The organism is Marinifilum flexuosum (genome assembly GCF_003610555.1).
In the GTDB taxonomy this organism is placed as follows: Bacteria; Bacteroidota; Bacteroidia; order Bacteroidales; family Marinifilaceae; genus Marinifilum; species Marinifilum flexuosum.
In genome coordinates, this window is the sequence record NZ_RAPQ01000010.1 from 54,574 (window position 1) to 80,033 (window position 25,460).

Below are 25,460 nucleotides of genomic sequence, written 5' to 3' on the forward strand. Positions count from 1 at the left end.
ACGATTTCAAGATACCTGAAAGCATCACCTCACACAAACCAAGCCTGTCCCAAATATCCATTTCGGCACACCAGCAAAGCAAAAAGCCCTAAAACGCATTGATACACTACACTTTAAAAAACCGTACAATATCTTCCGTACGATTTTACACACGGTAAAAACACCATTAATAATCGCTCGTTAATGCAGCTCTTCTTTTGATTTCCTGTGCATTACCAACACCAAACACCAAACCACTTGATTTATATGGAGATAATAGATTTTCCTACCATCCATAATTTTCCGAACAATTGTAACACTCATAACAACAAGAAAATTAAACCAGTTGCATTTTTTGAAACCCACAACACACCTGCTTTTACCATTTAATCTACTGACACTTACAAAACTTTACCGCGAGAAAAGTGCCAGAAATGAAAAAGTCCTCCATCTCGCGATAAGCAATTAATAATTTTAAGTGCAAGTCATTGAGAAAACAACAAAAATGAAGAAGCCTCTCTTTGAAGTGCAATGAGAAAAAACTGGGAAGCTCACCCCTATTTTCAATCTTTAGAAGACAAATTTTGAAGACCAAAATAGTAGGGAAATACCAGAGATTAGTAACGAGAAAACAATAATCATATGAACAGAATCCACACCATCTGTATCACATTTTTTGCCTGTCTACTTTTATCATCAAGTGCCTCATCACAAGAAAATGTTAATGCTGACATTCAAAAAATAAGAACAGCGCATCAAGGAAAGAAGTTATCAGCAAAGGGAGAAACTATCAGCACCGAAAAAATCCTCTCCTTACTTCAGGAGGACGGTAGTTTTTCGGATGAAACTCCCCATACAAAACATATTAGAGGACGCATCACACAATTAGCCATTGATTATAAAAAAGCAAAGCAAGCCAACAAAGAGGAGTTGCGAAAGGCCATTTACAGTTCCTTGCAATATTGGATCAATCACCGTCCAAAATATAAATTCCCAAGGGTTCCTTTTGAAACCCTTAGAGCTATGGCTGCCATTGAGTTGGTTATCTATAATGATATGATAAAAGAGCGAGAGTCAAACCCAGCCATGGCAGGAACAATAGACTCACTGATTCAAAGCATTAGTGAATTTAGTCACTGGTGCTGGTATAATGGCAAAAGCCCTAAAGTCTTCGATAAACATGAAGGTCATAACAGAGGTGGTAATGTTGGTTACCGCTTGTGGGGTATGACAGCTATAGCTTCTTGTTCCGGAAACGAGGCTGAGATGGATTGGGTACACGAAATTGTAAAAGAACAGTTTCCACGAGTTGTAAATACTCCAACAGATCTCCCTACTGGCTTTACTACTGATGGATCATGGATTCAACACAACGCCGGAGGTGCACAAAACTACTGGGTTGGATATGGAGTTCACTGGATCAATCATGTTCTTAACTATGCTGAAGCCACAAAGGGAACTCAATGGGCTCTTACAGAAAAAGAATGGAACACCATTGCTGACTACTACCTGGATGGCATACAGTGGTATCATTTTAAAAATCGTGCGGCCCTGAATTTAGCAGGTAGACACAATGCATTGAAAAAAGCTCCAGCTGACAATGGAGACATGAAGAAAAAGATCTCTAAACTGTTGGCGGTCTCTCCTTACACATTAGAAAAAGAAGCAGAATTAAAAACTCTTCTTCACAAACAAAGAACAACACACACAGCAACACTTGATTCTACCAAGTATTTCTGGAATACAGATTTGTTGATACATAGCACCCCTAATGCTTACTTCTCAATCAAGATGTTATCAAACCGAACCACAGGATGCGAAACCTCTGAAAGTGAAAGGGCTCACGGAAAAAATAACTTCTTTAGTGGTGATGGCTCTACCATAATATATCGAAATGGAAAAGAATACGACAAAGCACGTATTGGATGGAACTGGCGCGCAATACCTGGTATCACTGCTCTTCAAAAAAATGGGAAGTTGCCATTGAGTCCATGGGGACGTGAAAGTAAAAGCAAAAATCAATTTGCCGGCGGATTAGCAGCCAACAAAAAAGGGATTGCTGCCTTTCAGTACAACCGCAAGAATAGCTATGTGAACCTGCAAGCCAACAAAGCATATTTCACTTATGACAATGTGCTTCTTGCTCTAGGAAATAGCATCAGGAAAAATAATAATGATGATTTCGATGTATGGACAACTTTGAATCAAAGTATCAGAAACGGATCGATTTTTTACAATATCAATGACAAAAAAGGAAAGATTAAGGAAGGTAAATCTTCAAATCTTAAGTTCAAAGACATCAAGAAAACTTCTTGGGTTTATCATGATGGCACTGCTTACCTGATTTTCCCAACAAAAAAAGCAAGTTCATTGCTACTATTTGCTGAAGAGAGAACTGGGAACTGGGCTGATTTGGATGGTCGTTATGCCACCAATAACAAGGAAAATCAATTGGAAGAAACCTCCATTTTTCAGCTTTCCCTATCACATGGCAAGCATCCGGATCAGGCAGACTATTCCTATATGGTAATCCCGGGAATAGAACTCAATGTACTAAAAGAAATCTGTAAAGATAAATTACCTCTTATCATTCAAAACAATGATGAACAGCAGGCTATTCAAATTGATACCAACACTTATATGATGGTCTTCTATAAGAAAGGATCAGTATCCCTAAAAGATGGAATCAGCTTAGAAAGTGATGTACCTGTTATTGCCATGCTATCCTTGAACAATGAGGAGGCTGTACTTCAAGTTTCTGATCCTCTTCATCAGCAAAAGAATGGAAAGATAAAAATTAATACAGGTAATAAGACTCTTGAATCAAACATTGACTTCCCACAAGGAATCAATGTTGGAAAATCAACTGAAATAAAATTAAATCTTAAATAATAAAGTTCAAAAATGAAGCAAAATCTTCAATTTACGATTCTTTTGACTTGTGTGGCCTTTCTTTGGTCATGCAATAGTCCAAAACATTCTTCTAACAATATTGTAGAGGAAAATGTAGAATTCGCGACTCAGCAAATTGGTCGTGAAATAGAGAATATGAATGCAAAAGGAGAAATCTTGAATCCGAGAACCATTCATAAAGATGGAACAACCAGATACAACACTCCTGAGCTTTGGACAAGTGGATTTTTCCCTGGTTCTTTATGGTATTTGTATGAATTAACTGGCGATAACAAATGGAAAACTGAAGCTGAGAAAGTCACTGAAACATTAGACACCGTTCAGTATCTAACCTGGCATCACGATGTAGGTTTCATGGTATACTGTAGCTATGGTAATGGTTACAGACTAACCAAAAAACCTGAATATAAAGATGTCATTGTTCAGGCAGCAAAATCACTAAGTACCAGATATCGTCCAAATGTGGGAGCAATCCAGTCTTGGAATGTTCACCGCGGATGGCAAGCCAAAAGAGGATGGCAATGTCCAGTGATTATTGACAATATGATGAACCTGGAACTGTTGTTCGAAGCTACAAAACTAAGTGGAGACAATAGCTTTAGAGATATTGCTATTAAGCATGCTGAAACAACTATGGATCACCATTTTCGTGAAGATTACAGCTCGTATCATGTGATCGACTACGATACCATCACAGGCCAAGTACGCAATAAAGTAACTGCACAAGGTTATGCTGATCATTCTGCATGGTCACGTGGACAAGGTTGGGCTATCTACGGATATACTCTTTGTTACCGTGAAACCAAAGATCCAAAGTTTTTGAAACAAGCGGAAGCTATTGCCAACTTCCTTTTCTCACACCCAAGAATGCCTAAGGATCTTGTTCCTTACTGGGATTTCGATTGTAAGGACATTCCAAATACCCCAAGAGATGCTTCAGCTGCTAGTGTAATTGCTTCTGCATTGTATGAGTTAAGCACTTATAGCCCTGAAAAATCAGCTAAATACAAGCAATTGGCCGATGAAATTGTTGTAAATCTTTCTTCACCTGCTTATCGTGCTAAATTGGGCGAGAATAACAACTTTTTATTGATGCACAGTGTAGGTAGTATCCCTCATGGGGCAGAAATTGATGTTCCTTTAAACTATGCTGATTATTACTTCCTGGAAGCTCTTTGCAGAAAAAGAGAATTGGAAAAACTAGCAGCCAAATAAATTCAAATTGTCCCCGACTTATTAGCGGGGACAAGCTTTACTTTTATTTATTGTAATGGAAAAGTATCAAATAATGATTTTGGTACACTTTACTGCTCAATCATTATCTTGCATCCGTCAGGTATTCTTTTCTTGCAACAGCAAAAGCCAATACATATTACAATGCATACAAAAAAATATACCAAATTACTTCACTGTTTAAGACAGACTTTATTAATAGCCTGTGTTCTAATTAGTGCCAAGTTATCAGCTCAGGATCTTTTTGTGCCTGAAATCATCTCCTTCGAAGGAGAGCAAGTAAACTCTCAATGGAATGCTGATTCAAAATCAGAATTACAAGTTAGCGAACGTCATTTTAAGCATGGCAAGCAAAGTTTAAAATGGACATGGGAACGCAAAGGTTTTCTGGAATTGGATGAAAATATAAATTTTACTCCCTTTAATCCTGAAGCGGTTGATAAGTCAATTCCAACCTTCTGCTTTTGGGTTTACAATGAAACTCCTAAAGATGAAAAAATCACTGTTCAGTTTGCTACTAATGAAACTGTAAACTGCGAGTTTGAATTCGGATTAAACTACAAAGGATGGAGAGCTGCCTGGGTAGCTTTCGAACGCGACATGAAAGGTACTCCAGTAACCAGCATGAACAAGATGAGAATCATCGCTCCTGAAAATACTTCTGGCAGCTTGTATTTCGATCACATCATGTTGTGTACCCCTGCCGACAGCAGATGGAATACTCCAGACTACCAGGTTCCTTTTGTGAATGCAAAAACTGAAAACCACTGGCTGGTTCTTTACAAGTCGAGCTTAAATAATCCAAGCCAAAAACTTGAATCTTTGACTGACAAACAGATCAAAGGGATTCAGATGATCAACAAAAGGTATAGTAAGTCTGTCATCAAAAAAGTAAAAGTTACTGACAAGTTGATGAAGCAAATCAGAAAAGACTATGCCAAATACAAGATTTCCAGAAATGGGAACCAAATCACTGGAGAGAACATCTGGTTCTGTCGCTTCTCGGAAATATACCGCCCTTACTCTAAGGATTGGAAAAACTATTTCAACAAGCATAACAAAGGCTTTAAGAAATATACAAAACTGATGTTTGATGTTGCCTGTGCCTACAATCAAACTGACAATAGTGAGTATAAAAACGAATTGGAGGAATTGTTCTTCAATCTATCTGATCATATTATTGACCAGGGTTGGGCAGAAGGTAGCGCCAACGGAACCCTTCATCATCTGGGATATAGCATGAGAACGTACTACTCAGCCTATTTCCTAATGCGAGAATCATTAATCAGAACCAAAAGAGCAGACCAGGCCCAAAAAGCAATGGAATGGTACTCTGGCGTAAAGGAGGTGTTTGCTCCTTTCCATGGTAAAGGCATGAGCATTGATGCTTTCAATACTTCTGTAATGGGAAGATTGGCAAGTATCCTGATGCTGGAAGATTCTCCTGAGAAAGTACGCTACTTGAAAGCATATGTAGCATGGATCGACAACGGATTGGCAATTGCTCCTGGTTTGAAAGACAGTTTCAAAGTAGATGGTTCGGTTTTCCACCACGCCAACAATTACCCTGCCTATGCTACCGGAGGATATGATGGCGCAACAAGAATGGTTTACTATTTTAGTAAAACTCCATTTCATGTTTCAGAAGAAGGGCATAGAATCTTAAAAGAATCATTGTTAAAGACACGCCTTTTCTGTAACAAAGAAACCTGGCCAACTTCAATGTCGGGACGCCATCCTAATGGGAAAGGAAAACTATCTGCTACTCATTATGAGTTGATGGCCCTGTCAGGAACTCCTGATGGAAAGAAGAAAATTGACAAGGATATGGCTGCTGCTTACCTAAGATTAATGGAAGGTAAGAAAGCAAGCGGAAGTGTTAAGAAATTCCAAAAAGCCGGAATTCAAGCTGAAGCTGATCCTAATGGTAACTGGACCATGAACTATGCTGCTCTGGGAATTCACCGCAGAGACAACTGGTCGGTTACAGCACAAGGACACAGTCGTTACCTGTGGGCAGCCGAGCACTATATAGGCGCCAATTACTATGGCCGTTATATGAAACACGGGCAAGTTCAAATTTTGGCCGGAACCGATAAGCCAAGTGTATTCACTGCCGGGTTTAACGTAAATGGTTGGGACTGGGGCCGATTTGCCGGAACCACTGCCATTCACTTGCCAATAGAACAATTGCGTGCCAACATTCTTAATGTTGATCAGGTAACTGGCTATGAGGAAATGCTTATGTCTGATGAAGCATTTGCAGGAGCCATTTCTTTGGAAGGAAAGAATGGTGCGTGGGGAATGAAACTGCATGAGCACGACAAATACAATGGATCTCACCGTGCTTTAAAATCAGTTTTCTTTTTCGACGAGAAAATCATCTGCCTGGGTAGTGATATTGAAAACATCAATGCCGATTTTGAAACGGAAACCACCCTATTCCAAAACTATTTGAAGCAAGAGTCTGATGCAGTTCAAATGAATGGCAAGGAGATTTCTAAATTTCCGTTTGCTTATGTAGGTAAAAGCAAAAAAGCGAATCTATTAACCGACAATGTTGGGAACAGCTTTTACATTCCTTCAGCCTATACTGTGGAAGTAGGCAAGCAGTTGCAACATTCAAAAGATCAGAAGAAGGAAACTCCAAACCAAGGAAACTTTGCGACAGCAGTGATTCGCCACGGCAAAGCTCCAAAAGGAGAATCATATGAATATGCCATATTGGTTCAAAGAGGACACAAAGAGTTACAGAAGTTTGCCAAGCAAATGAAGAAAAAGGCTAAAGCTCCTTACACCGTTCTTCAAAAGGACAGCAAAGCACACGTTGTTCGTGAAAATACAAGCAAAACAACTGCCTTTGTTCTGTTCGAAGCAAATGAACAAATCAACATCTCTGGAGTGAAAGCTGTTGATGCTCCGGCATTGGTAATGCTGAAAGATAAAAAAGATACCAAAGTACTTAGCCTTTGTGATCCTGATCTGCACCTGTATCAAGGTCCTGCTGATGTGGTCATTGAAAATGATAAAAGAAAGGAAAGAAGTATATATTCTCGCGAATGGAAAGACAACGAAAGTAAGATTTCGAAAGTGAGAATAACCATTGAAGGAAACTGGTCTGTTCCAAACAACAAATACTGTACATTGATTAGCAACGAAGACAATCATACGGTATTGGAATTCAGCTGTCAGCATGGCTTGACCAGAGAAGTTGAACTACAAAAAAAATAGATCATGGCTAAAGATATTTCAAGAAGAAACTTTATACGTAATACCGCCGCAATTACTGCAGGTATGACCCTGATTCCACAGGGCTTACTAAGTTCTTGTACCAGAAAAGTAAAAAAACCAAACTTGCTTTTCATCTTCCCGGATCAATACAGAAAGCAAGCCATGGGATTTATGAAGCAAGATCCTGTGTTAACACCAAATATCGACAAGCTGGCAAACGATGGTGTTGTATTTAGCAATGCTGTTAGTAACCATCCATTGTGTAGCCCATATCGAGGTATGATGCTAACAGGAAAGTATCCATTGTCGAATGGTGTATTGTCGAACTGCCACTCGGGTAGAACAGAATTTGGAAACTTCCTAAAACCAGATGATGTTTGTTTTTCAGATGTATTGTCGAACAACGGTTACGATGCTGCCTATGTAGGTAAGTGGCACCTTGACGGACCTACTGCAACCAAAAAGGGAGAAGCCAAAGTATGGGATTCCTATTGCAAACCTGGCAAACACCGCCACGGATTTAATTTCTGGTATTCTTATGGTGCTGATGACAACCACTTGACTCCTCACTATTGGATCAACGATGCAGGTGAAGATCAGGCACAGTACTTTAAGCAATGGTCTCCTGAGCATGAAGCTGAAGTTGTAGAGAAGTACCTGGAAAATGCTGGTGACAAATTTAGAAATGATGACAAGCCATTTGCCATGTTCTGGGCCATCAACCCTCCTCATCATCCTTTTAACCTGGTACCTGAAAAGTACAAGGAGCGTTTCGAAGGCAAAACAGAGAAAGATGTACTGAACCGACCAAACGTACAGTATACGGACAACAGAGAGATGGGAGACAAAGGTTTTGGAGATATGTTCGTTGAAAAACGAATCGATCAATCCATTGATTACTTCTCTATGTGTGAAGGAGTAGACCTACAAATTGGAAAGATTTTGAAAACCTTGAAAGAACAAGGTTTAGACGAAAATACCATTGTCATCTTTACTTCTGATCACGGAGAAATGCTGGGAAGCCAAGGGATGATGCACAAGAATATTTGGTTTAGCGAAGCCTATGATATTCCATTCATTATTCGTTGGCCTAAGAAGATTAAACCTGGCACCGATGATTTGTTGATGAGTGTACCTGATGTGATGCCTACCCTACTTGGTTTGATGGGTATGTCGGATGATATCCCTTCGGAAGTGGAAGGAAAAGACTACTCAGGAATTTTCAGAAATGAGAAAGTAGATCGTCCGGAAGCGGCCTTGTATTTCTTTGCCAAACCAGAAGACGATACTGAAAAACGCAGAGGTGTGAAAACACATACCCACACCTATGTGATCGCATATGATAACAAAGGAGAGAAACATCACTTCTTGTATGATGATGTAAACGATCCATATCAAATGGAAAACATTTATGGAGAGAATACGGAACTGGAACAAGATTTAACCGAAAAGCTTCGTGAAATCTTAATCCGCACAAACGATCCGTTTGTTTCCTATTTATAATACCAATTATCACACCAAATGCGCCTAATAAATCACATCTTTTCTTCTGTAGCTGTACTAAAAAATACAACGTAACCTTGCTATGTCTTAATTTTTTAGTTTTCGCTACAAAAGAAAATCTATTAATTTCTTTTAGGCTCATTTAGTATTATAATTGGAATAAGACTTAGCATATCTTGATTCAAAAAAGGGCTGAGTAGTAAATTTGCACTTTGCGTAAAAGTGCCATCCAATTGTTTCATTGAAATTATCGCTTCATATTTACTGGATGTTTACTACTGGCCCTTTTTCTAAACTTTAAAGTAATGAACAAAATTCATCTATATCTTCTCACCATAGTTCTCACTTTTCTTACGCTTCAAGTAGTGGCTCAAGAATCTCTGGAGAAGGGAAAAGAGAAGAAATTGGTATACGAATGTGACTTCAATCAAAAATCATCACTGGAGGATTGGGTGATGGAAGGCCCGGGAATTGCCAAAATCAATAAAGGTCGTCTGGAGCTTTATTCCCGTTATCACAAAAAAGTGAATCGGAAGATGAAAAAGGGTGATATTGTTTTTGAAGAAGGCACGGACAAATGGTATCAGAACTACGTAGATGGCCTTGCTTTAAAAACAGAACCGCACATGTATCCTTCCTACAAATTAGGCAATACCTTTAGAGGTGGACACCTGGTTTACTGGAACAAAACCATTACTCCTGAAAACTACGTGATCGAATTCGATTTTCAGAGTCCAATTCCCTACCCATTGCACATGATCATGTTTTCAGCAACAGGTACAAAAGGGGAAAATGTATTCCATCCTTCCCTAAAGAAGCGCTGTGGTGTAGCCGCTCAGTATACAAAGGGTGACATTTACAATTACCGAATTTCCTTTTTGGCTCCCAAACGCGCTACTGCCAATATGCGCAAATGTCCCGGCAGAAGATTGGTAACAAAAGGACCGGATCTAACGCTTAAAAACCTTACCGGAAAACATCACATAAAGGTTATTAAATGGAAAGACCAGATTGAATTCAGGATAGATGGTCAATTGGTTTTCCAGTATCATGATAAAGAATCGGATGCTGCCCTGGGAGCTGGTCAAACAGCTATTCGATTGATGGTTCCTGCAAGAGGCTACTACGACAACTACCAAATCTTTGAACTAAAATAGAAATTTAGCACATAAGTACCTTCCCCTTTTCCCTTACGGCAAAGGGGATTTTTTTGCACTCATACCTTGTATCACTTTTTAAAAAGAAAAGTGCATAAGTAAACTATGGCTCTGTATGATTTATAGTGGGTAAATATTATGAGTGACTAAAGTATTTGGAATACTTGCAGTACTTAAAGTGAAAATGTTAGAGATAAAAAGAGATCGTGAAGTAATCTACAATAAACTGCTCAATTCGAGCGGGCTTTGCGGGCATTGGAAGGTCAAGCTGATTAGACGCAGAAAACATTTAGAGAGAAGGGGAAGCTTCGAAGAATTGAGAAGATCACCCTGCCGAACTTAATGTTTTCAAGTATAAGTAGTTTGAGCTTACACGCCCTAGATCTTTTGCTTCTTTTCCAGCAATGGGAAAAGAAGAGCCTTGCGGCTTGAGCAAATAAAAATAAGCAATCATAAGCTATATGATAGAATACCTAATCTAATTAGAACTTATTTGTAGAAATGATAAAGTTTTCTAGAATTCAATTACCCAACGTATTCTATATAGCACCTAAACTATTAATCGTTTCTGATTTCAGGAAAACAAAAAAACTACTATTCCTACCACTTCTAATAAAAGAGTTACAGTATCCTTGCTAATTGAGCCTGAAAAAGCTTCCATTCTATCCCAAATCCCATTTTTGGCACTTCCCAGCACTCTAAATCCACCTGAAACACATTCTATTTCCATTTATTCGTGCTAAGCTAATTTTCAAAATATTAATTCAGGAAAAATTAAAGTATGCGTTCAAGCCTCCTATTCCTTTTTTTCGTTTGTCTGTTCTCTGCAAATATGCAAGCTCAGGACCTAAGCATTAAAGGACAAGTTTTCGATACAAAACTAAATCAATCCTTACCTTTTACACAGGTTGCCATTTCCAATATTAATTCGGAGAGTGGCATGAGTGGAACCCTCACCGATGACGAGGGAAGCTTTTCCATTACCGTACAACAGAACAGTACCTATAAAATCATTATCCAATATCTGGGATATGAGACCTACGAGAAGCTCCTGAATGTAACAACTGAAAGCATAGACCTGGGTGTTATTCCTCTCTCCCCATCGGCTCACAACCTACAGGAAGTATTTGTAACCGCCGAGAAAAAGTCAATCGGTAAGGAAAATGGAAATTGGGTGTTGTATCCCGATAAATTACCTGAAGGGGGAACCAACTCTGCCATTGAATTGCTAAGTTCCATTCCATCTGTTTCGGTTGATATGGAAGAGGCTGTCAGTATTCGAGGACGACAAGCCAGCATCTTAATCGATGGTGTCAGAATTGACGATCAATCGGAATTAGATCAGATCTCTCCCTCCTCTATTGCTAAGATTGAGGTGATTCAGAACCCCTCGGCAAAATACGATGCCGATGGAAGTGTAATTAACATTCAGCTCAAATCGCCCATACAATCACGCTCTTCAAGTAAATTCAGAGCTTCAGTTGATCACTTTGGAAATCACCAGGAGAACTTCTCAACCAACAAAAAACACAATAACTGGGGCGGATTCTTTCAGGCCAACTCCAACATCAACGAATTCAATACTACCATCAACCAGTTGCGCCAAAATCTTTTGCCAGGAAACTCTCCTTATATCAGGCAAACCAGAGACCAATGGCAAAAAAGCAACAGCCAACAAGCCAGAACCGGGATCAACTACCGACCATCGGAAAAACACCTTTTTAAAATAGATGGGCTGTGGCAAAACAACCTGGTAGATCCTGAAATCAACATCTTTAAAGAGCTATTAAATGAAGAACAAATTCTGACCAAATACACCGAACAAGAGCAAGTATTTGAGAAGGATAAATTTACCCAGCAGTATCGTGCACAATACATCGGCAAATGGGACAAACAGACTTTAAAAGTAAGTAGCAGCTATCGCAAACAAAAACAGTATGAAGACAGGCTGATGAGCAGCTTGAATTTTGATCCTGAAGGGAAGCCGATCAATACCTTTCCGGCAGAGAAAAAAGATGATATTAATTTATCGGTTGAAAAGTTTCAAGGCAAGCTGGACTACGAAAGAGAATTGAATGAGAATATGAAACTGGAAGGAGGAGCTGATTGGAGCCTGGAAAAGCAAACACAGAACTCTATTCAGGAAAAGTACAATCACAGCGAGCAGGATTGGATCATGGTTCCTTCTAAAACATTCAATTACCAATACGAAAACAGCAGTTCTGCCCTTTACGGGATTATTGATTTTAAAACCGACAAATGGTTCGTTACAGCCGGATCGAGATTACGATATGTTGACAGGTCGACCAACAATGCTCAAAATGAAATTGTGAATCAACAACACAACTCTTACCTGAGCCTTTTACCAACCTTTCATGCAGGCAGAAATTGGGAACATAGCGATATAAGTATCTCTTACAAGAAAAGCCAAAAACTACCACGTTCAGGCCAGTTGAACTCTTATAAAAACGATGCCAACCCACTGAATATCTATTTTGGCAATCCTGATCTAAAGCCAGAAAAAGAACATTCTGTTTCCGTGGATTATGCTTTGCACAAAGAGAAGTTTCAAGTGGGAATTGCCATCTTTCACCGCTTTGTCGAAGATGTAATCATGCAAGAATACTATACCAGTGGCGATACCCTTTTTAGAACTTTCGACAATTTGGCCAAGCAGTATGTGATCGGTAATGAGTATACTTTTAACTACCTGCCTGCCAAATGGTGCAGAATAAACGGAAGTGGCACCATCTTCCATCAAAAGTTCTCAGGAAAAGGCATTTCTCTGCCAAAAAAACACTTGTGGAGCTACAGCTACAAGCTTACCGGACAATTTAAATTGCCCCGAAGAATAAACATGCATGTGAACTACACCTACAATTCCAAAACCTTACAAGCAAACGGACTGAAAGGAGAACTTTATAATCTGGACATGGCATTTAGTCGCGACTTCTTCAAAAAGAAACTAAAGATATCGGTAAAAGGAGTGAATTTACTTGATAGCAAAAAGCAATGGAACGAAGCAGAAAACATACAGTTTGTTTCACGAAGTTCAAGGTATATGGATACCAGAAGACTTATTGTAGGCTTGGTGTACAAATGGCATCATTCCAATTGATTGCAACAACTAAACTACACAGACAAACATAGACTTTACAAAACAATAAGCCAATCAGCCTTGGGGTAGGCTTAGAGTTTTTTCAGTGTTTGCATTATTATTAGGTCATCGTAAGCATAGTTACTGAGACATTAGAAGCATAGTTGTAATGACTCAGTAATACTAGAATTAATTCTATTCAGGAGTCTGAAATATCATTCCGGACTCCCTCTTCCAGTTTTATGGAGATATTTAAAATATACCAGACAAGCTACTTCTCCTGCTTTTCAAGGTATTCACTAGGAGTTAAATCGGTGAACTTCTTAAAAATCCTGTAAAAGGAAGTTTTCGAGTTGAAACCACAATCTTCGGCAATTGCCAGCAGAGTGTAATCCTTATTCTGGGGATCCTGTAAACGGCTCTTTACCTCATTTACCCGATAAGTATTAATAAAATCGTTAAAACTGATTTGTAAACCATCACGCAGGGTATTTGAAAGCTGTACTTCACTCCAGGAAAGCTGAATGGCCAATTGTGACTTGGTCAATCGTTTATCGAGATAAGGCTTTTCTTCCTCCATAAATTGATTAAGTATCTTAATACTTTCCTCCCACTCCTTCTTTTTACTTGCTGGAGCTGCCTTTTTTGTAACCACCTTAGCTTTTATGGATTTTCTTTCTTCTTTCTTCCTACGATTTGCATACACTAAAGCTCCTGCCGATAAAACGGATGCAAGCACTAAGAGATAAAGCAACCATGAATATTGTTTCCAGTTCCTGTTCACAACAATCATTAAGACTGCAGGAGTTGAGCTCCAATTCATATGATTGTTGGACACCAATACTTCAAGCTGATGTTCACCAATAGCCAGTTCAGGAATTACAATTTTGTGTTCTCCCAAAGGCAAAAGTGTCCAAGTGGTATCTAATGAGGAAATACGATAGCGAATTCTGTTTTTTTCAGGTTCCCAATAAGACATGGAAGCTACCGTAACACTTAAGTTCTGATCGGTATGATACAATTCAACTTTCTGCTGCAACACATCTCCTGATTCCCCTGAATTTGAATAAGAGACAAACTCAGCCTCCGGAATGAAGGAATTCATTTTAAAGTGTGAAGGATAGAAAGAGTTTAATCCATTATTTCCTCCGAAATACATTTGTCCACTAGTATCAATGCAAGCCACTTTGTATTCAAAAATATTCCCTTGTAAGCCATCTTCCTGATAAAAATTGGCAAACTGCTTTTTCTCCACATCAAAGCAGCTTAATCCTTTATTGGTGCCAAGCCACAAACGGTTCTTTTCATCCTCCAATATACTCAACACTACGTTTCCGGGTAGTCCGTCCTTCTCATCAAAGCTGGTAAAGGTGTCTTCTTTTTCGTTGTAGAGGTTGAGTCCATTGCTGGTAGCAATCCACAAGCTTCCTTTGCTGTCTTCAAAAATATCGTACACCCTGTTGCTCGACAAACTTCCTTTTTGATTTGATGCTCTATAGCTCTGAAACCTGCTCTCTCCTCTTTTTAATCGACAGAGACCTCCCATATGGCATGACACCCAGATGTCACCATTGGTCACTTGCGAGATCACTTTTACATTTTGATTTGTCAGATCATTTTTCTCCTTGTTCAGAAGTTCTACGTTTCCCTTTTGGGGATTCCATTTCCAGATTCCCTTATCCAGTTCGGAAAACCAGTAGTTCCCTTCATCATCTTCCAGGATCTCAAATACACTCTTCTGGAAAATCAGTTTTCCCTTTGCCGTAAAGTTTTCAAATACCTTACTCCTTGCGTTGTATTTTAACACTCCTGCATCGGTACCAAAGAACACCTGCCCTTTGCCATCTACATAAGCCGTTCTAACCGTCTTATGTTTTTTCTTCCTCTTGGTAGCTTCGCTTACTTTGGCTGTCTTAAACTCTTTTTTAAGCGGATCAAAGTGGCTTATGCCATCCCTCATCATGCCAACCCAAACATTACCCAATTTATCTGAAACTACTGTACGTAAGGTATTGTCGGGTAAGGAATATTTATTTTTTGGAATATTCTGATACAATTCGAAAGGCAGGTTGTTAGGAGAAAAGTGATTGATTCCCTGCATGGTTCCCACCCAAAAACTTCCAGATTTCTCACTCATAACTGCTAGAATGTTATTGCTTGAGATACTCTCTTTCAACAGGGGGTGATGCTGGTAATTGTAGAATCTTTCTTCCTTACGATCAAAAAAATTCAATCCCTTTTTGGTTCCTATCCAAAGGTTTCCTTTTTCATCATTATTAATGGCAGTGATGTAGTTGTCAGACAAGCAATACTTATTTCCTTCCGAATGACGATAAGTAACAAAACTCTCATCTTCGTCCTGAAACAGGTTCAAACCTCCCGCTGTAGCAATCCACATGTTGCCTTCTCTATCCTTAAACAAATCCTCTACATAGTTAGAAATCAGCTCCCCCTCTTTTCTTTTTCTGGATCGACGAAAGTGCTGTTTCTTTTTCTTCTTTATATCTAAAACCGTAATTCCATTTCCTGCCGTACCAATCCACAGGTGCCCATTCTTATCGAAACACAACTCATTAATTAAGCGCTCTCCTTTCGAGTAACTTACAGTTTCACTATTAAAGGGAAAGTGCTTATATTGTTCAAACTGATCTTGTTCTCTATTGAATTTAAACAATCCATTACGTGTACCAGCCCATATTTCATCGCTTCCTGAAACGGCCAAATCATTCACATAAAGGCTTTGTGCTTTATTAACTTTATAGGGCATCAGATAGTATTTCATCTTCCCCGTTTCCCGGTTCAGAAAAACCACCCCAATTTGAGTAGCCATCCAAATATTCTGATCCTTATCCTCTATGAGAGCATTGATTCTTTGATCGGCAATTCTGGCAAAAGGAACCTGAGGTAAGGGGTAATTGACAATTTGATAACCATCGCAACGATTCAAGCCTTCTTTGGTTCCCAGCCATATCAATCCTTTTGAATCTTGCAGTATGGAGTACACAACGTTCGAATGCAAACCATCAGAAGTGGTAAACTTTTGAAAACGAATCTCCTTACCCTTTGCATTTGTATGCATAAACAGCAAACAAGCAAAAACCAAAGCCAATATGTACTTTATCAATGTCATTCCTCTATTTAAACGATTACTATATTTAAGAACAGCCTAAAAATAATATTTCAATCTCTGACAAAGAATCAAAACCATTATTATTATAAAAAAAAAGCTCTCTAAAGTAAAATACCTAAGAGAGCTTTGTACCAAATGAATGTATTCAACCTGAAGGTGTCACACATTTATTTCATAATAATTTCATATTTGTACCATCGTACCTACATCTCAATAGTCAATGCTTTTCTTCTTCTTAATGCTTCCAGGTAATAGTAGTCAGCATAAACCAGGGCCACATCAATTTCATGGCGCTGTGGTTTTGCTCCTGTACTATGCAATAGGAAAGCATCGTTCACACCTTTTGCAGAATAGTTTGGTGATGCCAAAGAGTTCAAAATGGCATCAGCAGCCTTGCAATAGCGTTCTTTCAATTCCGGTTTGGTAAGCAATGAACTAAGTTCCACCATACCTGAAGCTGCAATAGCAGCAGCCGATGCATCACGTGGTTCACCTTTTTTACCTGTCAAATCAAAATCCCAGTAAGGAATATGATCTTCTGGTAAACCAGCAATAAATCGTTCTGACATCTTCATGGCAAAGTCTAAAAACTTAGGATCTTTGGTTTCACGATAAACCATGGTGTAACCATAAACGGCCCAAGCCTGTCCTCTTGCCCAAACACTTTCGTCAGCATAGCCTTGAGAAGTGTTTTTATTTCGAACAGCTCCCGTATTTTCATCGTACTCTACCACATGATAACAACTGTAATCATTTCTAAAATGGTGCTTCATGGTAGTCTCAGCATGCTTTACCGCAATATCTCTGTAAACAGAATTCCCAGTCTCTTTCGATGCCCAAAACAAAAGCTCCAAATTCAGCATGTTATCAATAATAGTAATGTGTTGCTTCCATTGTGGATGCAGCTCATTCGACCATGACTTAATGGTTCCTACCTTAGAATTGTACCTGGTAATTAATGAGTTTGCAGATTCTATCAATACATCACGGTATTCTTTCTTTCCGGTCAATCGATAAGCCTGTCCGTAAGAGCAATACATCATAAAGCCAACATCGTGGTGTTCCTTGTTGTATTTATACGGTTCCAAAGGCAAAGTTCTCTTCAGAGCCTCCTCTTTCCAGTACTCATTTTTGGTTACATCGTACATCTGCCAAAGAATGCCGGGATAAAAGCCAACTGTCCAAACAAGGACTCCATTTTCAGGCATTTTCCAATGCTCTTCTCCACTCTCAATTAAGCGAGGATGTGTTTCAAAGTCGGTATGCAAAGCCACCGATTTCTTCAACTGTCCTTCGCAAAATTTCATCTCCTGCTCTATGTTCACATTAAGCTCTTCCTGGAAAATTGGCGACATTTCCTGTTTGCTGGTATCTTTTCCTTTTGAAGAAGCAGATTGCATGCAAGAGGAGTTTACCCCCACCAGTAATCCTAATGCGATAAAAAGTATAATCTTTTGCAACATTATTTTCTTTTAAACAGCTTGGTAAAAGAACAGGGAGAAGCTCCCTGCTCAATTTATCTTTATTTCCACAATGGATTTTGTTCCATCAACTTGTTCTCGTTCATTTCCTTCAAAGGAATTGGCATTAAATAGTGCTTCTCAGCAACATTAATCGATGAACGGTACAACCACTCTCTCGAAGAAGCAACATTAGCAGCTTCCATTTCTGTTTTCAGTTCTGTCAATTTTTCAACCAACACCCCCCAACGAATTAAATCATGCTTACGAATTCCTTCAAAACAGAATTCTCTCAATCTTTCAGTCATCAACTCCTCATGGAAATCAGCAGCAGTAGCTACCAAATCAGCTTCCACATTACCTAATCCTGCACGGTTACGAACCTGATTCATAAACGGAACAGCTTCAGCAGTTTTATCCAACTCATTCAAAGCTTCAGCTTTCATCAATAGAATATCAGAGTAACGAAGAATTGGGAAATTAATTCCAGTATAGTTCTTATCCAAATCGCCAGGTTCCAAACCATACCAGCTGTATGATCCATCAGCATTGTCCACTTTTTGAATACGACGGAACTTACCTGGAAACCACTCGTATCTGTTTTTCTGAATCTTTACAACACCTTTCTTATCCACTTTAAAGTTGGCAACATTCCAGTCGTAACGCTCATCATTATCCTGATCGTAAGCATTAATTAAAGATAATCCTGCATAAGTAAATGCATAAGCATATGGAGAATCTTTTTGCTGACACATGATTCCGTTTAGGTTACCATGCTTACCATCTTCACGAATACCTGCACTTCTTTGGTTCTCAAACTGAACTTCGAAAATAACCTCGGTATCATCATTAACACCTTTAATTTCGTTCATGAAGATATCTTCATAGTTCTCAATTAAATTGTGCTCACCACTGTTAATAATTAGGTCGCAATACTCATTCACCTTGACATAAGATTCTGCTGGCATGTGCTTTAATGGCTCCCCAGCTTTTGTCATATACACTCTTGCCAACAATCCCCAAGCAGCAGTTCTGCTAACTCTTCCGTATTCAATCTCCTCAGAAGGAAGTGGCAAGTTTGGCGCAACAGCTTCCAGTTCAGTAATAATAAACTCGTAAATATCTTCAGCCGAAGTACGTGCAATATCATTGGCAGTCGCATCGCCAACAGAAGCAGTTCTCAAAGGAACTCCACCCCACCAACGAACCAAGTCGAAATAGAAGAAAGCTCTTAGGAAACGAGTTTCAGCTTCATATCTCAATTTTCTACTTTCCTCAGTAAACTCTGCATCTGGCAAGTTCTCCAACAACAAGTTGGCACTGTTGATTCCTCTGTACAAGGTTCTCCATGTGTTTTCTAAATCAACAGTAGAAGCATTGTGAATATACAAACCTACAGTCCATGAGTTATAAGAACGTGAGAAAACAGCCTCGTCTGTTCCTACCATAAATTGAATAGGCAACTGTTCTCCATAAGTGTAACGGTTTCCAACATCACTGTAAACAGCATTTAATGCTAATCTACAATCCGCCTCATTGCGATAAAAATTATCAGGACTTATTGTTGAAAGTGGTGTCTGGTCTAACTCCGATTCACAAGAAGTAAAAAGGACAGACAGAACTGCGAATATGATTAAAAATGATCTTTGCATTTGTTAATTTTTTTAAAATGCCATTTCAAAGAATGATTCTGCTTTGAAATGGCAGTTCATAAGCTTTTAATTAAAAAGTTAAGTCAACACCAAAAGTTACTGTTGAACTTACAGGATAAGCAGAGTAGTCCAGACCTGGAGTTAAAGCACCATACTTACCTACTGATACCTCAGGATCATAACCAGAATAGTTGGTTAAAGTCCATAAGTTTTGAGCAGAAGCATATACTCTTGCTTTCGAGAAACAAGTTTTCTTCAATAGTTTCTTGCTAAAGTTGTATCCCAAAGAAACAGTCTTCAATTTCAGGTAAGAGCCATCTTCCACTACTCTATCAGAAACTTTATTTCCTTCCGGAGCATAACCTAACACAGCCTTCTCACCACGAATAATGTGAATATCATTTGTTGGGTTTGTAGGAGTGTAACGATCCGCTACAGAAGCATAAAAGTTGTGATTCTCTTTAATAGAAGGACTTTCAAATACAATTCTGTTGGCATTTAAAATATCATTACCATAAGACCATTGGAACAAGAATGAGAAATCCCAGTTCTTATATTTGAAAGAGTTATTGATACCACCGAAATGCTTAGGTTCCGGATTACCAATTACAGTTCTATCGCGCTCATCAATGGTGTTATCGTTATTCAAATCCTTGTATTTCACAGAACCTGGAACAACCGCTCCACCGTTATCTGTAATATTTTCTTTTAATACATATCCTTCACCATTCACATAGTTGAAATCATCAACCTGATACAATCCATCAGACAACAAACCGTAAATCTGCCCCACAGGGCTACCAACTTCAGTGATATACTGATATTCTGTATACTTGTAGTTCCACTCAGGATTTGTCAACATGAAAGACTCTCCATCATTCAACTTAACTGTTTTGTTTCGGTTGAAAGAGATATTAAAGTTGGTTGTCCATTTGAAATCCTCGGTATCGATGTTTCTTGAGGTAATGGCAACTTCCAGACCTTTATTTTCAATCTCTCCGATGTTGGAAACAACACTTTTGAATGATGTTGAAGGAGCCATTGAACGCATTAATAATAGATCTACAGTATTCTTTTTGTACACATCAACATTCACATTTAATCTGTTGTCGAAGAATCCCATATCCAAACCTGCATTGTACTGGTAAGTAGTTTCCCACTTCAGGTTCTTGTCAGCAAGATTGGTCATGTAAATCCCTTTTGAATACTGACCTGCGAAGTTGTAACCATTATCAGTATCCGCATTCATCTGGCTGTGTGCTGAATAAGTTGGGATTCTGTTGTTACCCGTAGCACCCCAACCAGCTCTAAATTTCAAATTCGAGAACAGGTTCAAGTCTTTAACAAACGACTCTTCAATCATTCTCCAACCAAATGAGAATGATGGGAAGTATCCCCACTTGTTCTTTCCTAAAAACTTCGAAGATCCATCCATACGGAATGAAGCAGTCAACAAGTATTTTTCACGGAACGAGTAATCAACACGTGAGAAATATGACAATAAAGTTGACTTCTCAGCATATGATTCAGGAACGATTGGTTCTTCACCCAATCCAATATTATCAACACCCAGGTTATCCAAAGGCATGTGAGTATTCTTTGCTCTAAACCAATCACTGTCTCTTGAACTGAACTCATATCCTAACATTCCAGTGAATTTGTGATCCTGAATTTTAGTCTTATAAGTCAATACATTCGAAGTAGAAAGAGTGTAGTATCTTCTGTCAGTAAGCGTAGCATTGATACCATTGGCTCCTTTGTATCCTTCCAGGGTTTCTTGTCCATAGAACAATTCCTGACGACGGTTGTCAGATACATATCCCCCTGTAAGCTTTAAGTTCAAACCTTTTGCCAACGTAAAATCAGCATAAGCATTTGCACGGAAAACATTCCAGTCAGTCTGACGATCGGTATTTTTCAATGTCTTAACAGGATTGAAACGCATGTTATTTGGATCTTCCAAATCGATACCATTCTGCAAGCCATCATCGTTTACAGGCTCTACCGGACGGAAAGTAATCGCATCAGCCAAAATACTTACTCTGTTGTTACCAGCAACTTTATCACCAGTTTGCTTCATTACAGAATAGTTCATATTCACACCTACCTTAATCTTGTCAGTTAAGTTGTGATCTAATTTTAATCTTCCGTTGTATTTTTCGTAGCCAGTTTCAATCATGGTTCCCTGCTGGTTAAGGAAATCAAAAGAAACGTAGTGCTTTGTTTTGCTGTTACCACCACTCATTGATACATTGAGGTTCTTCATGATTGCTTCACGGAAAATTTCATCCTGCCAGTTGGTTCCTTTTTTATTTCGATACAATTCAGGATCTACCCAATGTTCTTTAAATTTATCAATAGACTCACCACCTTTGGCATTAGCAACTTCCTGCTGAAGAACAACAAAGTCATAAGGGTTCATCACATCCAAACGTTTCTGAATCCACTGTACACCTACAGATGAATTAACACTTACTTTTGAAGGGCCTGACTTACCACCTTTTGTTGTAATGATGATTACACCATTGGCACCACGAGAACCATAGATAGCTGAAGCAGAAGCATCTTTCAATACATCATAGCTTTCAATATCGCGAGTTGAAATCATACCTGGATCAAAACTCTCCATAGGAATTCCATCAACCACATACAATGGTGAATTATCTCCTGTTACCGAGTTAGCACCACGAATAACAATCTGCATTCCCGAACCTGGCTGACCATCGGTACTGGTAACCTGTACCCCTGCCATACGACCTGACAATGCCTGGTCGAAATTCGCTACAGGAGCTTTTGCCAGTTCATCAGGACGAACCGATACGATTGATCCGGTAACATCCTTTACACTCTTGGTTCCATATCCAACAACTACTACTTGTTCCAATTGCTGAACATCAGAAGCCATTTCAATTTTAAAATCCGTTTGATTTCCAACAGTAATTTCCTGAGTTGCAAAACCAATAAAAGAAACAACAATGGTTGCATTCTTACCAACAGACATTTGAAATTTCCCATCAATTGATGTTACTGTACCATTGGCAGTTCCCTTTTCCAGAACACTAACACCTGGTAGTTCCAGTCCAGTATCGTCAAGTACAATCCCACTAATTTTTTTCCCTTGCGCATAAGACAGGGAGCTTGTAAATGTTAGCACCAATACCAACAAGCATTGTACTACATTTCTCATTCTATTTCTTGAATTAATGAAGTTCATTTCTACAAATTAAGATTCTTCAATCAGCTAAATCTACTTGCGAATAGCTGTAACTTTAACATTCGACAAGAATGTTGTTCTTGTCATATTCTTCACGGATTTGCCACTATGAATGGAACGAAAAGCAATAACAACACTTTTCCCCATGTATTTTTTCAGACTAATCTTTCTTTCCACAGCCTGGTTTTGTTTGTGAATACTCTCCATCCACAACTCATCCCACTGTGCAGCTTCAACATCTCCGTTGTAGTTGTCCGAAATCAATACTTTCAGTTCATTGGCACTGTCAGTTCCATACTTAGAATAAGCCTCTATCACCAAATCTGCTTTTTTGCAATCGGCAAGCTCAATCTCCTCAGACACCAACCAGTCATCATTTACCGATCGGTTTGGAACCATAATTACACCACGCTTTGAGTTTCCATCTTTACCGTTCACACTCCAGTTTCCCCATCCACTTGTCCACTTTTTATTATCGGACTGAACAGGTTCTCCTTTTACACTAATGGCTGTAAAATTACCAGTTTGGTGTTCACCCTCTACTGCTTTTAATTCTTGCCAGCCATCCTCAAAGATGCTTACTTTTCCCTTTTTCTTATTCTTTGGTGCTTTATCTCCTGCCATGGCAGTCGCTCCAAAGAATAGAAGAGATACCAGCATTACTGCTGATACCTTTCTTGTGATATTTTTATATGCTATGTTCACGTCAATCTGAATTATTTGCGCAATGCTTTTACTTCGAAATTATATATGCAATGATTACGAGTTGCACTATCAATATTGATTCCTGAAGAAGCAAGAGTCTCATGATGTAAAGCAATGGTTACTACTTTACCATCGAATTGACTTAAATCAACAATTCTTTCCTGACAGTTTCCATTTGCTAAACCATCATAACTAACTTCTACCCAAGTAGCAGTAGTAACATCACCTGTAAAATCTTCAGACACCTTCAATTTTAAAGTCTGTCCATCTAATCCATACTTGTAATAACCAGCAAATGTTAGTTCTGAATTAAGACAATTACTTAAATCCACATTCTCAGCTAGCAACCAATCATCATTTTCTGATTTCTTAGGGATAATAATTGCTCCTCTCGAACCAATTACTTGATCAAGATCTAAAACAGTCCAATTACCCCATCCATAAGTCCACTTATTATTACTAGCCTGAACAGGATCTCCTACAATTGAAACGGTAGTCATATTTCCTAATCCTTTTTCACCAACCTTAGGAGAAACATCATCCCAACCATCTTCAAATACAACCTCAAAAGTTGGCACCTGAATGGTTACAGTAATTACATCAGTAAAAGTAACCTCACCTTTAATGTTCGTAGCTTTCACAGATAATGTATACTCTCCAACTGCAAGACTGTTTCCTTCAGCAAGGCTAATCACACCAGTGTTCTGATCAATTGAAAATGCTCCTTTATCATCAACAAGTGCATAAGTAATAGGTGTTGTCCCTACCACTGTTGGCTGTACTGACTGGAATGCGAAAGATTCGTTAACCACATATGCTGACTTTGAATATTGTAGGTCAGAAGGCAATACTGCTTTGATTTCCACAATCTGGAAAGAAGCTGCATTTGCAAACTCTGCACTTCCGTGAGCATTAGTAGCCACTACAGTAAGATTGTAGGTATTAATATCCAATGGATGATTTTCAGGCAATGAAATTACTCCTGTATTTTCATCAATAGTAAATGTTCCAAAATCATCTTTCAAAGAGAAGGTAAACGGACCTGTTCCCTCGACAGTAGGTTGAGCACTTTGCTTTGCCTGCAATTGCTGAACATCCAAATACTCTTGAGGTGAGTAAACCAAATTGTATGCTTTGGTTTCAACTTTCACCATAACAACTTCTTTAAACTTAGCTTCACCTGCAGCATTTGACACATTCACCGACAGCTTATAGTTTCCAGCTTCAATATCTGAATCCAAAGCCAATGAAATCTCACCGGTTTCAGCATTAATAGCAAAATCACTTTCTCCTTCTAATGAAAAAGTAGCAGGTTGACTTCCTTTAAATAAAGGCTTGCTTGTTTTCTGACCTTCAGCTCCACGAACAATGGTTTGCACATATGGTGCATATTGTAATCCCTCAATTGCACTTGGAAGAATTCTGAACTCAACAGCTTCAGGAAAAACTTTCTCACCAACTTTGTTGCTTACCTTCACATTCAATTTGTATAAACCAGCTACCAACTCGTTGTCCATAGCTAAGCTAATTACCCCAGTTGAATCCTTAATGGTAAATACATCCTCCACATAAATACCACCATCTTCGGCAGTACCTTCCACAATTTCAAAAATTGGTTGAGAATCTGAAAAAACTACAGGTTGTGCAGTTTCCATTGCCTTTCCTTCATATACTTCGGTAACTGAAGCATAACGTAAACCACTTGGAGCCAAAACGTCTTCTGCAGATTCACTGTCATCATCGCAAGAATATGCAATTACTGAAAGCAAGGCCAATGCCACTGCCAACCATTTGGATCCAAAACGCCATTTGTTTTTACAATCGTTTGAATAATTCATTGAATTAACGTTTTGATATTAGATTAGTATTAGATTTTCAACATCGTTCCGAAAACGACTGCGTAAATGTATCTTTGCTGGTAAAGGACAATGTGACATTTTTATTCAAAACATGTCCAATATCATTCAACTACCACCTTTCAAGTACGATAATCCAACTAACCACACGTTTTTCACCCATATATGAATAATTTTGGATGCAAAAATATCAAAGTTAAAATCTTCTCAAACTTTTTATAGACAGAGCACTATAAAAAAGAATCATTACAAGCAGGAAGGAAATGCTCTAAGCAGTTGGTTTCACCTGTTGCACGAAACCATAATCAGGAAACAAAAGAATCCCATCTC

13 protein-coding genes are annotated in these 25,460 nt (G+C 38.7%); 6 read left to right on the plus strand and 7 right to left on the minus strand.

The features are described 5' to 3' along the window. Window positions 1-621: 621 nt before the first annotated feature. The 5 genes from BXY64_RS13620 to BXY64_RS13640 all read left to right on the plus strand — a co-directional run bounded on the left by BXY64_RS13620 (window position 622) and on the right by BXY64_RS13640 (window position 10,016). Complete coding sequence (locus tag BXY64_RS13620; protein WP_120240560.1) at window positions 622-2,871, plus strand: polysaccharide lyase family 8 super-sandwich domain-containing protein; 2,250 nt, start codon at window positions 622-624, stop codon at window positions 2,869-2,871. Window positions 2,872-2,883: 12 nt separating this feature from the next. Next, window positions 2,884-4,107 carry a glycoside hydrolase family 88 protein gene (locus BXY64_RS13625; protein WP_120240561.1) on the plus strand — a complete coding sequence of 408 codons (1,224 nt, stop codon included), beginning with the start codon at window positions 2,884-2,886 and terminating at the stop codon, window positions 4,105-4,107. Between the two features lie 162 nt (window positions 4,108-4,269). After that, the gene (locus tag BXY64_RS13630) at window positions 4,270-7,356 is read left to right on the plus strand and encodes a chondroitinase family polysaccharide lyase (RefSeq protein ID WP_120240562.1); all 3,087 of its coding nucleotides are present in this window, start codon (window positions 4,270-4,272) and stop codon (window positions 7,354-7,356) included. Window positions 7,357-7,359: 3 nt separating this feature from the next. Further along, on the plus strand, window positions 7,360-8,859 hold the full coding sequence (locus tag BXY64_RS13635) for a sulfatase family protein (RefSeq protein WP_120240563.1): 1,500 nt from the start codon (window positions 7,360-7,362) through the stop codon (window positions 8,857-8,859). A 305-nt stretch (window positions 8,860-9,164) separates the two neighbouring features. Then, on the plus strand, window positions 9,165-10,016 hold the full coding sequence (locus BXY64_RS13640; RefSeq protein ID WP_120240564.1) for a DUF1961 family protein: 852 nt from the start codon (window positions 9,165-9,167) through the stop codon (window positions 10,014-10,016). 574 nt (window positions 10,017-10,590) lie between these two features. On the opposite strand, the gene BXY64_RS21370 is transcribed toward BXY64_RS13640, so the two are convergent. Continuing rightward, complete coding sequence (locus BXY64_RS21370) at window positions 10,591-10,746, minus strand: hypothetical protein (protein ID WP_170150663.1); 156 nt, start codon at window positions 10,744-10,746, stop codon at window positions 10,591-10,593. Between the two features lie 102 nt (window positions 10,747-10,848). Between BXY64_RS21370 and BXY64_RS13645 the strand changes: the two genes are divergently transcribed. Next, entirely contained in the window at window positions 10,849-13,134 is a 2,286-nt protein-coding gene (locus BXY64_RS13645; protein ID WP_170150664.1) for an outer membrane beta-barrel family protein, read from the plus strand. 250 nt (window positions 13,135-13,384) lie between these two features. Here BXY64_RS13645 and BXY64_RS13650 read toward each other — a convergent pair whose 3' ends face one another. From BXY64_RS13650 to BXY64_RS13675, 6 genes are all read right to left on the minus strand, one after another. Continuing rightward, window positions 13,385-16,243 carry a ligand-binding sensor domain-containing protein gene (locus BXY64_RS13650; RefSeq protein WP_120240566.1) on the minus strand — a complete coding sequence of 953 codons (2,859 nt, stop codon included), beginning with the start codon at window positions 16,241-16,243 and terminating at the stop codon, window positions 13,385-13,387. A 203-nt stretch (window positions 16,244-16,446) separates the two neighbouring features. Beyond that, window positions 16,447-17,706, minus strand: a complete 1,260-nt coding sequence (locus BXY64_RS13655) for a glycoside hydrolase family 88 protein (RefSeq protein WP_211334502.1) — start codon at window positions 17,704-17,706, stop codon at window positions 16,447-16,449. 59 nt (window positions 17,707-17,765) lie between these two features. Next, the gene (locus BXY64_RS13660) at window positions 17,766-19,355 is read right to left on the minus strand and encodes a RagB/SusD family nutrient uptake outer membrane protein (RefSeq protein WP_120240568.1); all 1,590 of its coding nucleotides are present in this window, start codon (window positions 19,353-19,355) and stop codon (window positions 17,766-17,768) included. A 70-nt stretch (window positions 19,356-19,425) separates the two neighbouring features. Beyond that, window positions 19,426-22,569 (minus strand): SusC/RagA family TonB-linked outer membrane protein, encoded by a 3,144-nt coding sequence (locus BXY64_RS13665; protein ID WP_120240569.1) that lies wholly within the window; start codon window positions 22,567-22,569, stop codon window positions 19,426-19,428. Between the two features lie 33 nt (window positions 22,570-22,602). Continuing rightward, window positions 22,603-23,274: a choice-of-anchor J domain-containing protein gene (locus tag BXY64_RS13670; RefSeq protein WP_120240570.1), complete on the minus strand. Its 672-nt coding sequence runs from the start codon at window positions 23,272-23,274 to the stop codon at window positions 22,603-22,605. An 11-nt stretch (window positions 23,275-23,285) separates the two neighbouring features. Beyond that, window positions 23,286-25,112 (minus strand): surface glycan-binding family protein, encoded by a 1,827-nt coding sequence (locus tag BXY64_RS13675; RefSeq protein WP_120240571.1) that lies wholly within the window; start codon window positions 25,110-25,112, stop codon window positions 23,286-23,288. Window positions 25,113-25,460: the final 348 nt, after the last annotated feature.

Excerpts from the sequence above, each read along its gene's own strand:
- BXY64_RS13620 (WP_120240560.1), top strand. The coding sequence starts at position 622 with ATGAACAGAATCCACACCATCTGTATCACATTTTTTGCCTGTCTACTT.
- BXY64_RS13625 (WP_120240561.1), top strand. The coding sequence starts at position 2,884 with ATGAAGCAAAATCTTCAATTTACGATTCTTTTGACTTGTGTGGCCTTT.
- BXY64_RS13630 (WP_120240562.1), top strand. The coding sequence starts at position 4,270 with ATGCATACAAAAAAATATACCAAATTACTTCACTGTTTAAGACAGACT.
- BXY64_RS13635 (WP_120240563.1), top strand. The coding sequence starts at position 7,360 with ATGGCTAAAGATATTTCAAGAAGAAACTTTATACGTAATACCGCCGCA.
- BXY64_RS13640 (WP_120240564.1), top strand. The coding sequence starts at position 9,165 with ATGAACAAAATTCATCTATATCTTCTCACCATAGTTCTCACTTTTCTT.
- BXY64_RS21370 (WP_170150663.1), bottom strand. The coding sequence starts at position 10,746 with ATGGAAATAGAATGTGTTTCAGGTGGATTTAGAGTGCTGGGAAGTGCC.
- BXY64_RS13645 (WP_170150664.1), top strand. The coding sequence starts at position 10,849 with ATGCAAGCTCAGGACCTAAGCATTAAAGGACAAGTTTTCGATACAAAA.
- BXY64_RS13650 (WP_120240566.1), bottom strand. The coding sequence starts at position 16,243 with ATGACATTGATAAAGTACATATTGGCTTTGGTTTTTGCTTGTTTGCTG.
- BXY64_RS13655 (WP_211334502.1), bottom strand. The coding sequence starts at position 17,706 with ATGTTGCAAAAGATTATACTTTTTATCGCATTAGGATTACTGGTGGGG.
- BXY64_RS13660 (WP_120240568.1), bottom strand. The coding sequence starts at position 19,355 with ATGCAAAGATCATTTTTAATCATATTCGCAGTTCTGTCTGTCCTTTTT.
- BXY64_RS13665 (WP_120240569.1), bottom strand. The coding sequence starts at position 22,569 with ATGAACTTCATTAATTCAAGAAATAGAATGAGAAATGTAGTACAATGC.
- BXY64_RS13675 (WP_120240571.1), bottom strand. The coding sequence starts at position 25,112 with ATGAATTATTCAAACGATTGTAAAAACAAATGGCGTTTTGGATCCAAA.